The following is a 13,876-nucleotide window of genomic DNA, read 5'->3' as shown; positions in this document are numbered from 1 at the left end:
TATATGAAAGACCATGTAGGACTTGGAAAGAGCTTTGATCTTGGTGTTAGGAAATTTATCGTACTTAATAAAGAAATACAGCTGTACTATGTGAATGGTCTTTGTGATACCCGGTATATTATCGAGATACTCGAAGTCCTAGTCGGGCTGAATGACCGGGAACGGAATACATCTAAGGTATTTGAAATCGTTAAGAACAGGATTGTCAATCAGTCTGTAGCCGAAATTGATGACATGGAACAGCTGATTTTCCAGGTTCTCTCCGGTTTAATCGTTATATTGGTGGACGGGAGCTCAAAGGGTCTTGTTGTTGATGTCAGGAGCTATCCTGGCAGACAGCCGATGGAGCCTGATACTGAAAAGGTTATCCGCGGCTCTCGTGACGGATATGTAGAAAACATTATCCTTAATACGGCATTGACGAGACGGAGAATCCGCGATGAAAGACTCCGGCTGGAAATGCATCATGTCGGCGAGCGTTCCAGGACGGATATTTCAATCGGCTATATCGAAGGACTGGCAGATCCGGACCTTGTTGATGTGATCCGGAAGGAAATCGACAGCATAAAAATAGACGGAATTACCATGGCTGATAAAACGATAGAAGAATTCATTGTCAAACAGGGGTACAATCCATATCCGCTCATAAGGTATACAGAAAGAGCGGATGTAGCGGCGGCACATCTTTTGGAGGGACATGTCATCATTATTGTGGATACGTCTCCAAGTGTGATCATTGCCCCAACTACCATGTTCCATCACATGCAGCATGCTGAAGAATACAGGCAATCTCCTGCGGTAGGGACTTTAGTCAGGTGGGTCCGCTTTATCGGCATCATTGCCTCACTGTTTCTTTTGCCGCTGTGGTTCGTTTATGTGCAGGAGCCTTCACTCCTTCCTGACCACCTTGGCTTCATAGGTCCCAATAAGCATACCCATATCCCCATTATCGTCCAGATTTTTTTGGCGGATATAGGGATAGAATTCTTGAGGATGGCTGCCATTCATACACCGACTCCTCTATCGACTGCAATGGGATTGATTGCAGCAGTCCTTATCGGGCAAATTGCCATCAGTGTGGGCTTATTTGTTCCGGAAGTCATATTATATGTCTCAATTGCAGCAATTGGAACGTTTCTGACCCCAAGTCTGGAATTGGGTGTAGCTAATAAAATCTCACGCCTTTTCATGCTGGTTCTTGTAGCGATTTTCCATGTATCCGGATTTGTAGTGGGCTTTACTATATTCCTCTTGCTTCTAGTCAGAGTGAAAGCGCTCAGTACTCCTTATTTATGGCCTTTTATCCCGTTTCGCCCTAAAGCCTTAGCGCATATTTTATTAAGAAGACCTGTTCCTGGCTCTACAATACGGCCGAGCATCGTTCACCCTGGAGATAAATACAGGCAGCCCAAATCCTGAATTTGGTTGATGTTGTGAGAAAGTTATGATACTTTATTTTAATAAGACAAAGCGTTAAAATACTAAAAATACATGAACACAGCATGAGCCGTTTCTAAATAGCGTTATGCGGACATAATGCAAGCAGGCAGTGAGGCAATATTATATTCCGGTGAAAGCTTTGCCTGTATAAGTTTGATTTGTTTAACTAAAATGAGCGGCGGATGAAACCCCCATTCATAGAAGGTTGACAATATGCCCGCCCCTGCTGTTTGTCATATAAAGAGAGGCTCCTGATTGTAAGGAAGGGGAGAGGGGAACATGCAATTGAATGGAACGGGAAGTGTGAATGATAGAGGACATCTTGAAATAGGCGGAGTGGATACGATTGAACTTGCAGAGAAATTTGGCACACCGCTGTATGTTTATGATGTAGCTATGATCCGCGAAAGAGCGAGAGGTTTTAAGCAGACGTTTGAGAAGCTTGGAATCAGGGCTCAGGTAGCCTATGCAAGCAAAGCATTTTCTTCCATAGCGATGATACAGCTGGCAGAAGAAGAGGGCCTGTCGCTTGATGTGGTATCCGCCGGAGAATTATATACAGCCATTAAAGCAGATTTTCCTGCTGAAAGAATTCATTTTCATGGAAACAATAAAAGTGAAGATGAGCTGAATATGGCACTGGATCATAAAATTGGCTGTATTGTTGTTGATAATTTTTCAGAATTGGAGCTGCTTGAAGAAATCTGCAGAACGAAAAAACAAAAGGTAGAAATCCTTCTCCGTGTTACTCCAGGAATTGAGGCACATACACACGATTATATTCTTACAGGCCAGGAGGATTCTAAATTTGGTTTCGATTTGCTGAATGGACAGGCACAAAAGGCACTCATCCAGGCAATGAAAAGCAGCTGGATCAATGTTCTTGGACTTCATTGCCATATTGGCTCACAAATCTTCGAAACAACGGGTTTTATATTGGCTGCAAGAAAAATAATCGGACAGCTGAAAATCTGGCACAAAACACTGAACTTCCATCCTGAGGTATTGAATCTGGGCGGCGGATTTGGCATCCGGTATACAGATGAAGATGAACCGCTTCCTGCTTCTCAATATGTGGAGGCCATCGTGAATGAAGTCCAGGCCGAGCTTGGCAGCTCAGGCATCAGCATGCCTGAAATCTGGATTGAGCCTGGCCGTTCGCTTGTCGGGGATGCCGGAATTACACTTTATAAAGTCGGCTCTGAAAAAGAAGTGCCGAATGTGAGAAAATACCTGGCAGTGGACGGGGGCATGAGCGATAATATCCGTCCTGCCCTTTATGATGCAAAGTATGATGCCGTTTTGGCCAACAGGCCGCTTGATAAGGTGGAGGAAACCGTTTCGATAGCAGGAAAATGCTGTGAAAGCGGCGATATGCTGATTTGGGACCTTCCTCTTCCAATAGCAGGGCGAGGAGATATATTAGCCGTATTTTGCACAGGAGCCTACGGGTATTCTATGTCAAATAACTACAACCGCATCCCGAGGCCTGCCGTCGTATTTGCGGAAAATGGCGAAGCGCGGGTAGTAGTTAAAAGGGAAACCTTCGAAGATCTTATCCGCTTGGACCTTACACTGCATGAAAAAGTGAAAAACTAAGTAAAACCGAAAAAGGGATTACAGGATGTGAACATTCTGTAATCCCTTTTTGATTTTGGAGTTTTTTCGCTCGAATTACTTGGAAATTGGCTCAAAAGGAGCTCTAATGGAAGAGGATTTGGCCCGAATCATTGTGTAATTAAAATCGATTATCCATTTAAATGGAAAGTGTTGAACCAGATTCTTTCAGAAAAATTAAATGATTAATCATTTGTGTTATTTTTAGGAGGCTGAGCTTAGAGTTGATTCGAAAAATCTTTGAGAATCCTTCATATGAGCTGGATTAGCCTGCAACTATGCTGCAGGTCACATAATCTTTATAATACTGAATATTCCATCTATACAATTTAAAAATAATGAACTTTATTAAAAATTTTAATATATTGTTCAAAAGCCAGAAAATATTGTCGATTCTTCATTTACAAGTTAAGTAATTAAATGTAATATTTCAGTAGTAACAATATGGGAAGTTATTACATTTTGTCTGATTTCCTCACAAATCTCATTAATAAACAACATTTTTTAAGAAAAGAACCAAGAGGATAATGCCGGCATGATAAAAATAGAGAACGGGCAGCTTACATACCAAAGTGATTCCAGTTCAAGCACTGGAAAATGTATCTTAAACTAATAATCTAACACGGTAAAATATATTTTTATCCTGCATTTAAACCTGCAGGAAATTAAGGCGGAGCGGGCATATGCGTAAAATAAAATATTTATTTATTTTGGTATTTCTGACAGCAGCACTAGCGGCTTGTGCTTCAACCCCTGATTTCAAGCCGTATAATGGCAATTCTCTCAGAATAGCAGTGGTTGGAGAGCCGCCAGAAGTAATAGAGGAGCAAGTGAGATTCACAAAAATTTCTTTTGATGAAATGACAATTGGAAAATTGAAGTCATATGATGCTGTTTTTATTGAGAAAAACAACCTTTATAAAGCGGCTGAAAGTAAATATACCGATGTTTATTTAAAATCAGCTATTCCTTTCTTTTTTATAGGAACTGATAATTATGTTCCTTTTATTAAAAAAGATCTAGCATACGACAAATCCTTTAACTGGAGACCAGGTATAGGTTATGCTGTGGGTATTCTTGCATTAAAAGGCAAAGATACAGTAAAAATTTGGGGATATGGTTTATATAATGAAAAAAAGACAGACGAAAATATCGGGGATGTTTATTCTAGAATTTTTGAGCAAATTGATAAGCTGAGTCATTGAAATGAGAAACGCTGCAGATGACTGTGTTTAAAACTAAAATTTGTATTCAAATAATGATTTTTGCCGTATTAAGCAGGACGTGCTGAATAATATCGAAATAGTAAATAACAAAAAATGGGGATAAATGAAAGGAGTCATGTGACAGTGGTTAAATTACGAATTGGCTCCTCAATATAATATTACTTTGAGGAGGAAGAATGAAGGATGATAACCTTTAATTATAGTAAGAAATTAAATAGAGAACACCTAGAAAGATTATATAATGACGTACAATGGCATGCTTACACACAAGATTCAGATATGCTTCAACAAGCAATAGAACAATCATTAGACGTAATATCTGCTTGGAAAGATGAAGAATTAGTTGGATTAATCCGTGTTGTTGGTGATGGATTAAGTATTATTTATATTCAAGATATCCTTGTGTTAAAAGCTTTTCAAAATCAAGGGATTGCTTCTCAGCTGATGCAGCAAGTCCTGGAAAAGTATACACATGTCCGTCAGAAGGTTCTCTTAACCGAAGAAGCATCGGATGTAAGGCATTTTTATGAAAAAAATGGTTTCCAGTCTTGTGATAAGGGTTCTTTGGTAGCGTTTGCGAAGTTAAGTTAGAAAGTTTAAACAGCCTTTATATTAAATAGAAAACTTTTATGATGAAAAAAACAACAATCTCTAAGAAAGACTCTTTTCTTAAAGGTGGTTGTTTTTTAATAAACCTTTGAAGGAATTCCATTTTTAAGCCCCGCTGAAAGCGAGCATACTAGAGCGGAAATCATCCCCTTACTCCATAGCAGCAAAGATTACGAAAATAGACATGATAAACAAAAAGGAGATACGGAATGGCCACATTCCGTATCTCCTTAGTTAGAAAGCGGGATTTCACCTTCCGCTTAATGATCCTTTATCAGGAAAATAGTGATTTTATTGCATCAATCAGGCTGCTGAAAAAATCTTTTAACTTATCAAGAAAGGACTGGCCTTCGTCGGATTTTAAAAAGGTTGTCAGTTTTTCCTTGGCTTTTGTTAATTGATCTCCAACAGAGTTCCAGTTTATGTTCAAGTCCTTTAGTTTGTTGAACAGGTCGGTTAAACTCTGAAGCTGTTCGTCTGTCAGCTTGATGCCGAGATCATCTGCCGCTTTTTTAATGATGCTTTTGATGTCATCCTCTGTTTTTGGAGGATTCTTCGCCATTTCTTCCTTGATTTTTGTCATTAGGGCAGAGGCCTTATCAGAGCCAATTTTGTCGCCAAGCTGTGCCGTTTTCACCATTTCTTCGTTGGCCGCCTTTTTGACATCTTCCGGAATGGTTTTGTTTGAAGAGAGCTCGTAAGCTTTAATCACACCGGTTAATGCGGCTGTTCCCGATACAGGGATAGGAGCGGTCACATAGACGGATGCATCTTTTACTCCGGCTGTGGCAAGCGCGTTAATGTACATTTCTTCTGTAACCCAGTTAATATTTTTGCTTTGTACCTTAAGTCCGGTTCCAGCCTTCTCAAGTGTGATGGCAGAAGACGATATTGCTTTGGTCCCGATTAAGCGGCTTGGAATATAATCGCCAAGATAGTCATGCTCTTCTTTGTTTGTGACAGTCAGGATATCCGTTCCCTGCGGAGCCTTCATTTCTGACAAGATCATCTGTTTTTGCTCTTCTGTTAAATTTTCACCGAGCGTAACGGTCATGTCACCGACTGCAGCATCCGCAAAAGCTCTCAGGGGAAGCAGCAAGCATAATATAAGGGTCAAAACTGCCCATTTTTTTGAAATTCTGATTTTCATATTTTCCTCCTTAATTATCTGAACCATCTTTATGGAAAAGAACCCTGTTACAGGAAATAAATCTTTTCTATAGAATAGTATAATCACAAAATGATAAAGTTTCAAAAAAAAAGCGAAAAGGAGCGGATATCCGACGCGCTGAAAGGGACATGAGGGCAATTTGTCATAATGTGAAGTATTATAGTAGAATATAGAGGGCTTTGAATGTAAATAAACTCATTGCATATAAGAACGATGTGTTACAGTCAAAAACAGTCCGGAACTTCAGGTTATATTACCATGCTGCACGGGCAGCGATTTAAGCATAAAACCGGGCAATAACACCATTAGTGATCGATCCTTGCTGTCACTTGCATGATAAGATTCTGCAGCGGGAACAAACCCGGTGAAGCCGGAAAAATAAAAAAAGAAAGCGTTTTAACGGCCTTGCGTGCGGGACGGGTTGAAACGGACACGATTTTTATGTATGATGTATAAGATCATTAAATTATTTTTAAATAAGCTCTGTTAAAGCTCTAGTTGATTTTTGGCCAATTTGAAATTGGAGCTGATTTGCTGGCTGCATGCAAAAAGCTGCGGAGCGTTCTGGCTTGCCCGGAATGCCGGCGCCACGCGGAAATCAGCGGGCAATATTAACAAAGCCTTAATAAAAAACTACGTTCTAGTAACGAGGGATCATATGTTAATCAAATATAAGAAAAGTTTTGAGAAGTTTGCAATGGGCTTATTATCATTTATGCCGAATGAAAAAGATATTAAGAATCTGCAGCAGACGATGAAAGACTATGAAGGCAATGAAGATAAGCAGCTGTTTTTATGGAAGGATGAAGAAATCATCGGGCTGATTGGAATTAATCTTGCCCAAGAAGGAATCATCCAAATTGAGCATATATCAGTCAACCCGGCTTTTAGGCACCAGGGCGTTGGGAAAGCAATGGTGAAGGCACTGAAAGAAATGTTTGCAGATAAGGAATTAAAGCCTAACGAACTGACTGCGGGGTTTTTTGAAAAATGTGATGCTTCATGACGCCTGACCTTATTCCTTTCGGGGAATAAGGTCTTTTTGCATGCTAAGCCTGTTTTTTGGCTGCCGGTCAGAAAAACATGATGAGGTCCTTATTTGCCGGCATTTTTCCTGCTTAGGATCCTGGCTCTTTCTTCGATAACCTCTGAACGGTCCCTTAATGAATGTTTATTGACTAAAAACGGGTCATGGAGCAGACTGTCAGAACACCAGGTGAGGCCCTTGCTCAGGCACAAGGCTTCACATTCTTTTATCAGACCCGGATCGGAAATCGGAAAAACAAAGTGTTCATACGGCTTGCCTTGAAGCAGGCATTCATGAAGCTCTGCTAATAATTGCATGAGCATGCTGTAATTTAATCCGAGGTTAAGTGTTTCAGTTTTTTTGCACTGAAAGATATTCAAAGATTTTTGAAGTGTCTTCAGGGCGCCTTTTCCGTTTCCTCTGCGCTGATGGTAAAGTGCTACTGCAAGCTGAATGAATCCTACCCAATGGGACTGTTTATCCCCTGGAGAAGTCTTTTTCCAATATTCTTCAAGGATTTCATGGCACTCGAAATAATCTCTGTCTCCGTGAAAATGCACCAGATATGTAACATACTCTTGTGGATAGCTCACGGGGCACCTCCTTTTCGTGGTCATAAGAGATATTGTAGCACAGGATGTGTTTGTACAAACATTGAAAGGGTGCAGAACAAGACAAAGAGCCGATTGCATGGCAATCAGCTCTCCTTCTACAGGTGGCAGCATTGCCGCCCGAAGAACCAGGAAGCATAATTTCTTAGGATAAAAACCGTGCAGGAAACATTTGTCTGCTTCACTGCAATGTCCGTTATCCCCCCATGTAAAGTACCTCCCTGGAATTTTCCTTCTTTACATGTTCAGAGTATGAAATTGTAGGCGAATGTGTTTGGGCGGCTGCCCAATCTGAAAAAACTTCTCATACGGAGGAGCAGCTGCAGTGAAAGAATCTTATTGGACAAACCCTGTTAATCTACTATACTTAAAGGATAGCGGGATAAGGGTTTTTATAGAAAATATCCTTCTGTCATGGGGGGCTTTCCCTATGATGGACAGGTGAACGAATTGTGTTTTCGACGGGCAATTTTACCCGCTTAGACTTCTTTAGGCTCTCATTTGAACCGGGAGCATTCAGCCCTTTTAAGCAGGGCGGTAACCAATCATGATATTGCGGGGTTTTTACTATGGGCTACAACATTAAAATTGATGCATTTGAAGGTCCTATGGATTTGCTTCTTCATTTGATCAACCGGCTTGAGATAGATATTTATGATATTCCGATGTCTGAAATTACAGACCAGTATGTGGGCTATATTCACGCAATGAAGGATCTTGAACTGGATATCGCAAGTGAATATCTGGTAATGGCTGCAACATTGCTGGCGATAAAAAGCAAAATGCTTCTTCCAAAGCATGAGGACGAAGCGGTATTTGATGAAGATGGTGCTTCCTTTGAAGAAGATCCACGGGACGAACTTGTTGAACAGCTGCTTGAATACCGGAAGTTCAAACAGGCAGCAAAGGAATTTAAGACACTTGAAGAAGAACGGGGCATGGTTTTTACACGCCCTCCGGCAGATTTGTCTGATTTGGCCAAAGAAACGGAGCAGAAGCGGGAGGATTTGAATGTAAGTCTGTACGATATGCTGGGCGCCCTGCAAAAACTGCTCCGCAGGCAAAAGATACAAAAGCCGATTTATACAAAAATAACCAGACAGGAAATTTCCATTGAAAAAAGGATGGATGAAATTCTGTATGATCTGAAGAATTTTATCGGGAGAAGAAGCTTTTTTGATCTTTTTCCTTTTCGGGAAAAGGGACATATTGTTGTAACGTTCCTTGCGGTTCTGGAATTGATGAAAATGAATGAAATTATGGTAGAGCAAGACGGGAATTTCTCGGAAATTTTTGTAGCAGCTAAGGAAGGTGCAGCAGTTGGAGGGTAACAATTGGAAGGGCAGTTTAGAAGCCCTGTTATTTGCAGCAGGAGATGACGGTTTGTCCTTAAAACAGATTTCTTCTGTTCTGGATATTACGGAGATGGAAGCTGCAAATGTCATTGAAGACTTAAGAGAAACATACGATTCAGAAGAGAGAGGAATACAGCTTGCTGAGATGGGAGGAGTGTTTCAGCTGGCTACTAAAAAAGAACATGCCGATTACCTGAAAAAACTTGTGGAAACGTCGGGGACACAGGGGCTTACACAGGCTGCACTGGAAACGCTGGCTATCATTGCTTATAAGCAGCCGCTGACGAGGGCTGAGATTGAAGAAATCAGGGGTGTTAAGACAGAACGTCCGCTGCAGACCCTTGTTTCAAAAGTCCTGATAAAAGAAGTCGGACGTGCCGATGGGCCGGGAAGGGCATTTTTGTATGGCACAACAAAGGAATTTTTGGATTATTTCGGATTGAAATCGCTTGAGGAGCTTCCGCCGCTTGCTGATTCTGGGGGTGAAGAGAATGATATGGGTGAAGCCGATCTGTTCTTCGGGAAATTCCAGGATAATATAGAGCAGAATTAATCTCTTGGCTGCAAATGGTGCATGACAGATTTTTGATAATTGTGATAATATACTATTCATATAGATACCTTGCAGTCAGGAGGGAAGTCTTTGAATATATTGGAATGCCAGGGATATGAGCTCGAAAAGGAAAAATCCAACTCCCCTGAGGAATTTTTTAACAGATCGGCCGTAAGATACATAGAAGGCGGAGCTGAAAAAACACTTACTGTTTTGTACCTTCGTTATTTTGATGGATTAATGGAAAAATATACTCCTTACAAGGCCAATCCGCTGTTTCGATGTTCCGGCCGCGATGTCTGTCTCTCGGATATTACTGCACTTGTCTGCCTGATGGCTGATCGGGGATTCAAGGAGCGAAAAAGAGTGTACGTGAATTCAGAAGAGGATTTTTTCGGGTATTTCAAAACTGCTGACTTTAACATTTTGCAAAAGATATTTATCGCTCTTTCCAATGGAAGCCAATACGAAATTCTATGAGATGATGCAGAATGAAAATCTGTTAAAATATGAGGAGGGTGCACGGTTGGGAAATTTAATTGTAAAATCTCAGCTTGAGGATGTTAGTGTCTTTTTGGAGGGTACTGTTGCAAAGCTTGAAAACTTTCTGAATGAAACCACTCTTTCAAGCCTTAAGCAGGAGAGTGCCGGGGACGAAGGGTATTATAAAAGAGTTATTTCCAATGTAAGAAGGCTGCTTGTTCACTGTGAAGATGGACTGGAAGCCTGCCAAATCGTCCTTAAAAATGAAATTTTTCATAAAGCGGCTGCTGAAAAAACACTTTATAAAATTTACCACCAATGTGTGGATGAATTCTTTTCTCCTAAATCCGATTGCTGGTTTGAAGACAGCCGTTCAGCGTATACAGGAAAAAATTCAATTAAATTCCATAGCGGGGTACCTGATAGCATATCAGGAATCTTCAGAAACCTGGAAAAGGAATTTCAGTCTGTGCGTGAAGATCTGGAATTCTATGAAACAGATTACCGGACAAAAATGCTTCAATCTAAATAACAAATGACGAAGAGGGTGTTCCTGAAAGGCCATAATTCATTGGCCTTTTGGAAACATCCTCTTTTCTTTTTGCTCTTTTCTTAGAGGTTGTTGTTATTTAAGGCTCTTTTCTTAAAGATTGTTGTTTTTTAATGAATTCTGTGAGGCAATCATATTGTTAAATCAGGTTGATTGGAGCGTAAGGTGCGAGACTCCTGCGGGATTAGCGGGAAGGTGAGACCCCGCAAGCGTAGCTGAGGAGGCTCACCGCCCGCCCCGCGGAAAGCGAGCATCCTGGAGCGGAAATCAACCACTTGTTGAATAGCAACAAAGTTTACGAAAACAGCCTTTCTTTTTTTTGCTCTCCCTAGAATGGAGATAAGACAGAAGCCTGCATGATCTCCATATTCAGATGGTGACCTTTTAAAATGACTTGTTTTATTCATATCCCATCTTCCTTTGCATACACTTGTACTAAACCATAATGGGACGAGGGGAAAATATGGGTTTTCTTAATAGATGCCTGCCAGTCTTACTTGCTGCGGCGCTGTTTCTGTCATTCTATCCGCTGCAGCCAAAGGCAGCTTCAGGAGTGACGGCACACAGTGCCATATTAATGGACCAGGAAAGCGGACGAGTATTATTTGAAAAAAATGCACATGAAAAGAGCCGCATCGCAAGCATTACAAAAATTATGACCGCCATATTAGCCGTCGAATCCGGAAAAATGAATAAAACAGTGACGGTGTCGGACAATGCCGTTGGTACAGAAGGCTCCTCTCTGTATCTTAAATACGGAGAAAAAATTAAATTGCGGGATCTTGTTTATGGACTGATGCTGCGTTCCGGCAATGATGCTGCTGTAGCCATTGCTGAAGAGGTGGGCGGAAGCCTTGACGGGTTTGTCTGGATGATGAATCAAAAAGCGGAAGAAATTGGAATGAAAGACAGCCATTTTACCAATCCGCATGGCCTTGATAACACAAAGGATCATTATTCTTCTGCTTATGACATGGCTCTTCTGACCAGATATGCCATGCAAAATAGCACATATAAAAAAATTGCAGGAACGAAAATCCACAAAGCCCGCAATTCCATGGAAACGTGGGATTATGTCTGGAAAAATAAAAACAAGCTGTTAACCCAGTTATATGAATATTGTACAGGAGGAAAAACAGGCTATACAAAGCTTGCTAAACGGACGCTTGTGACAACTGCCTCAAAGAATGGGCTTCATCTTGTTGCTGTAACCCTGAATGGTCCTGATGACTGGAATGACCATATCCATATGTATGAGTCCTCATACAGTACGTATAAGCCTGCAGAGATTCTTTCTAAAGGGGAAATTACCGGTGTGAAAGAGAAGCCTTACAAAGGTAATATCTATTACAGAAACAGCTTTACCTATCCTCTGCTGAAAAAAGAACATGATAAAATTACGGTCGACTTGAAAATGTTAAAGCCCCAAAAGAACTGGGAGGATAAAAAGAATATACCTGAAATCGTCGGAAAAGCAGTGGTTTACCTGGATGGGGAGGTCATTGGGATGCGTTCCATTTTTTACGGAAAGCATCAGGAAGCATTCAAGCAGCAATCCTTTCAGGCATCATGGCTGGACCTGTTAAAGTCCTTCCTTGGGATCAGCCATCATGGTTAATTATATCTGGGTGGGCCTCACAGTTTGCGGCATTCTGTTTGCCATGATTAATGGCACGATGGATGAGGTGAATGAAGCATTATTTAAAAGTGCAAAAGAAGCGGTTACCTTAAGTCTTGGCTTGATGAGCATCCTGGTATTTTGGCTTGGATTAATGAAGATTGCCGAGGACTCTGGCCTGCTGAATAAATTGTCGCGCCTTTTTAAGCCTTTTGTGCAATTTTTGTTTCCCGAAGTGCCAGCAGGCCATCCTGCGATGGGGTATATCCTTTCCAATATGATGGCGAATTTCTTTGGACTTGGAAATGCGGCAACACCGCTTGGAATAAAAGCAATGGAACAGCTAAAAGTATTAAATGGAGGCAGGCCGGAAGCGAGCAGGTCCATGATTACCTTTTTGGCAATCAACACCTCGAGCATTACGCTGATACCTACAACCGTAATAGCCATCAGGATGAATTTCAACTCTGCGTCTCCTACCGACATTGTCTTTCCGACAATCATTGCTACAGCCATTTCAGCAGCGGGAGCGATCATGATTGACAAGTATTATTACAGGAAGAGAAAACGCAATGGGGTGAAGTAGATGCATTGGATGACAGTGATTTCGATTTGGATGATTCCCTTATTAATCGGAGGCATTCTGCTATACGGAACCTTCAAAAAAGTCCCGACATATGAAGCTTTCGTTGAAGGAGGAAAGGAAGGGATCCAGATATCCTTTTCCATTATTCCTTTTTTAGTGGGCATGCTTGTGGCGATTTCAGTTTTTCGGGCATCAGGTGCGCTTGATTATGTTGTAGGGTTTATGAAACCTATTTTAAGTATCATTCATGTTCCGGCAGAAATTGTTCCATTGGCCATTATCCGGCCTCTGTCAGGAACGGCGGCTCTCGGAATGACGAGCGACTTAATTTCTGTGTATGGGCCAGACTCATTTATAGGGAGACTCGCCGCCACCATTCAGGGAAGCACAGACACGACCTTTTATGTGTTAACTGTTTATTTTGGTGCTGTCGGCATCAAGAAAATGGGCGATGCCGTCAAAGTGGGCCTTTTAGCAGATTTAGTTGGAATTGCAGCGGCCATTGCGGTAGTAACATGGGTCTTCGGAACAAAATGATGAAAAAGCAGGAAGTTTATTGTAAAACAGCAGAAATAACATATCAATTTTAATCGCATATGATTTGGTCTTTCGTTTTTGGTATTATATCAATATTTTTAAATCATAATCCTGTTAACGAAGATGAATTTGAATATAGAGAGGGAAGGAAAAAGTGATATATGTAAATTTTTTACTCAAGTACACCCAGTACGGTTTAAGCATTCTACAGCTTTTGTGAAACCAATATGTAATCAGATGGTAAAGTAACCCTTGCACAGCGTTTAGGGCTTGCAGTTAAAATGTTTGATTTATATAAAAGGTTTGTCTGAAAAAAATAAGACTGCAATTTATAGTTTAGAGGGGAAAATTATTATGAAGACTTTTCTTAAAGATTGTTGTTTATATATATGTTGTGGGCCGATCCCATTGTTAAGTCAGGTTGATAGGAGCGTAAGGTGCGAGACTCCTGCGGGACTAGCGGAACAGGTGAGACCCCGCAGGCGAAGCCGAG

At 41.0% G+C, this 13,876-nt stretch carries 15 protein-coding genes; 12 read left to right on the top strand and 3 right to left on the bottom strand.

From position 1 onward, the window contains the following. The first annotated feature begins 3 nt into the window (after positions 1–3). The 4 genes from BIV59_RS05245 (at position 4) to BIV59_RS05230 (ending at position 4,874) form a co-directional block, all read left to right on the top strand. On the top strand, positions 4–1,419 hold the full coding sequence (locus tag BIV59_RS05245; RefSeq protein ID WP_083392055.1) for a spore germination protein: 1,416 nt from the start codon (positions 4–6) through the stop codon (positions 1,417–1,419). 300 nt (positions 1,420–1,719) lie between these two features. Next, a complete protein-coding gene (gene lysA / locus BIV59_RS05240) occupies positions 1,720–3,039 on the top strand; it encodes a diaminopimelate decarboxylase (protein WP_071350401.1) in 1,320 nt (439 codons plus the stop codon). A gap of 701 nt (positions 3,040–3,740) precedes the next feature. Then, positions 3,741–4,262 carry a hypothetical protein gene (locus BIV59_RS05235; protein WP_071350400.1) on the top strand — a complete coding sequence of 174 codons (522 nt, stop codon included), beginning with the start codon at positions 3,741–3,743 and terminating at the stop codon, positions 4,260–4,262. 204 nt (positions 4,263–4,466) lie between these two features. Next, positions 4,467–4,874: a GNAT family N-acetyltransferase gene (locus BIV59_RS05230; RefSeq protein ID WP_170846088.1), complete on the top strand. Its 408-nt coding sequence runs from the start codon at positions 4,467–4,469 to the stop codon at positions 4,872–4,874. A 292-nt stretch (positions 4,875–5,166) separates the two neighbouring features. Here the strand turns inward: BIV59_RS05230 and BIV59_RS05225 are convergent, their stop codons facing one another. Continuing rightward, the gene (locus tag BIV59_RS05225; RefSeq protein ID WP_071350399.1) at positions 5,167–6,042 is read right to left on the bottom strand and encodes a DUF1002 domain-containing protein; all 876 of its coding nucleotides are present in this window, start codon (positions 6,040–6,042) and stop codon (positions 5,167–5,169) included. Between the two features lie 679 nt (positions 6,043–6,721). On the opposite strand from BIV59_RS05225, the gene BIV59_RS05220 reads away from it, so the two are divergent. After that, positions 6,722–7,069, top strand: a complete 348-nt coding sequence (locus BIV59_RS05220; protein WP_071350433.1) for a GNAT family N-acetyltransferase — start codon at positions 6,722–6,724, stop codon at positions 7,067–7,069. Between the two features lie 89 nt (positions 7,070–7,158). Here BIV59_RS05220 and BIV59_RS05215 read toward each other — a convergent pair whose 3' ends face one another. Then, complete coding sequence (locus BIV59_RS05215) at positions 7,159–7,683, bottom strand: DUF309 domain-containing protein (protein WP_240501855.1); 525 nt, start codon at positions 7,681–7,683, stop codon at positions 7,159–7,161. Positions 7,684–8,270: 587 nt separating this feature from the next. Between BIV59_RS05215 and BIV59_RS05210 the strand changes: the two genes are divergently transcribed. From BIV59_RS05210 to BIV59_RS05195, 4 genes are all read left to right on the top strand, one after another. Then, positions 8,271–9,032, top strand: a complete 762-nt coding sequence (locus tag BIV59_RS05210; protein ID WP_071350398.1) for a segregation/condensation protein A — start codon at positions 8,271–8,273, stop codon at positions 9,030–9,032. Then, on the top strand, positions 9,022–9,609 hold the full coding sequence (scpB, locus tag BIV59_RS05205) for an SMC-Scp complex subunit ScpB (protein ID WP_071350397.1): 588 nt from the start codon (positions 9,022–9,024) through the stop codon (positions 9,607–9,609). The genes BIV59_RS05210 and scpB overlap by 11 nt, the downstream gene beginning before the upstream one ends. Before the next feature lie 90 nt (positions 9,610–9,699). Then, positions 9,700–10,089 carry a hypothetical protein gene (locus BIV59_RS05200; protein WP_071350396.1) on the top strand — a complete coding sequence of 130 codons (390 nt, stop codon included), beginning with the start codon at positions 9,700–9,702 and terminating at the stop codon, positions 10,087–10,089. A gap of 46 nt (positions 10,090–10,135) precedes the next feature. Beyond that, positions 10,136–10,624: a YpuI family protein gene (locus BIV59_RS05195; RefSeq protein WP_071350395.1), complete on the top strand. Its 489-nt coding sequence runs from the start codon at positions 10,136–10,138 to the stop codon at positions 10,622–10,624. A gap of 149 nt (positions 10,625–10,773) precedes the next feature. Here the strand turns inward: BIV59_RS05195 and BIV59_RS23530 are convergent, their stop codons facing one another. Continuing rightward, entirely contained in the window at positions 10,774–11,049 is a 276-nt protein-coding gene (locus BIV59_RS23530) for a hypothetical protein (protein ID WP_071350394.1), read from the bottom strand. 56 nt (positions 11,050–11,105) lie between these two features. Here BIV59_RS23530 and BIV59_RS05185 point away from each other — a divergent pair, with 56 nt between their 5' ends. Genes BIV59_RS05185 through BIV59_RS05175 form a run of 3 tightly spaced genes read left to right on the top strand, consistent with a single transcriptional unit; the run spans position 11,106 to position 13,383 of the window. Beyond that, positions 11,106–12,260, top strand: coding sequence for a D-alanyl-D-alanine carboxypeptidase family protein (locus BIV59_RS05185; protein WP_071350393.1), 1,155 nt, complete (start codon positions 11,106–11,108; stop codon positions 12,258–12,260). After that, the gene (locus BIV59_RS05180) at positions 12,253–12,846 is read left to right on the top strand and encodes a nucleoside recognition domain-containing protein (protein WP_071350392.1); all 594 of its coding nucleotides are present in this window, start codon (positions 12,253–12,255) and stop codon (positions 12,844–12,846) included. The genes BIV59_RS05185 and BIV59_RS05180 overlap by 8 nt, the downstream gene beginning before the upstream one ends. Further along, positions 12,847–13,383: a spore maturation protein gene (locus BIV59_RS05175; RefSeq protein ID WP_071350391.1), complete on the top strand. Its 537-nt coding sequence runs from the start codon at positions 12,847–12,849 to the stop codon at positions 13,381–13,383. Positions 13,384–13,876: the final 493 nt, after the last annotated feature.

It is taken from the genome of Bacillus sp. MUM 13, from assembly GCF_001866725.1.
Classification (GTDB): Bacteria; Bacillota; Bacilli; order Bacillales; family DSM-1321; genus Peribacillus.
Note: the sequence above shows the minus strand (reverse complement) of the source record. Positions and strands in the feature narration are given on the sequence as shown.

Coding starts and splice junctions, on each gene's coding strand:
- BIV59_RS05185 (WP_071350393.1), top strand. CDS start 11,106: ATGGGTTTTCTTAATAGATGCCTGCCAGTCTTACTTGCTGCGGCGCTG.
- BIV59_RS05245 (WP_083392055.1), top strand. CDS start 4: ATGAAAGACCATGTAGGACTTGGAAAGAGCTTTGATCTTGGTGTTAGG.
- BIV59_RS05210 (WP_071350398.1), top strand. CDS start 8,271: ATGGGCTACAACATTAAAATTGATGCATTTGAAGGTCCTATGGATTTG.
- BIV59_RS05235 (WP_071350400.1), top strand. CDS start 3,741: ATGCGTAAAATAAAATATTTATTTATTTTGGTATTTCTGACAGCAGCA.
- BIV59_RS05220 (WP_071350433.1), top strand. CDS start 6,722: ATGTTAATCAAATATAAGAAAAGTTTTGAGAAGTTTGCAATGGGCTTA.
- lysA (WP_071350401.1), top strand. CDS start 1,720: ATGCAATTGAATGGAACGGGAAGTGTGAATGATAGAGGACATCTTGAA.
- BIV59_RS05180 (WP_071350392.1), top strand. CDS start 12,253: ATGGTTAATTATATCTGGGTGGGCCTCACAGTTTGCGGCATTCTGTTT.
- BIV59_RS23530 (WP_071350394.1), bottom strand. CDS start 11,049: ATGAATAAAACAAGTCATTTTAAAAGGTCACCATCTGAATATGGAGAT.
- BIV59_RS05175 (WP_071350391.1), top strand. CDS start 12,847: ATGCATTGGATGACAGTGATTTCGATTTGGATGATTCCCTTATTAATC.
- BIV59_RS05225 (WP_071350399.1), bottom strand. CDS start 6,042: ATGAAAATCAGAATTTCAAAAAAATGGGCAGTTTTGACCCTTATATTA.
- BIV59_RS05230 (WP_170846088.1), top strand. CDS start 4,467: ATGATAACCTTTAATTATAGTAAGAAATTAAATAGAGAACACCTAGAA.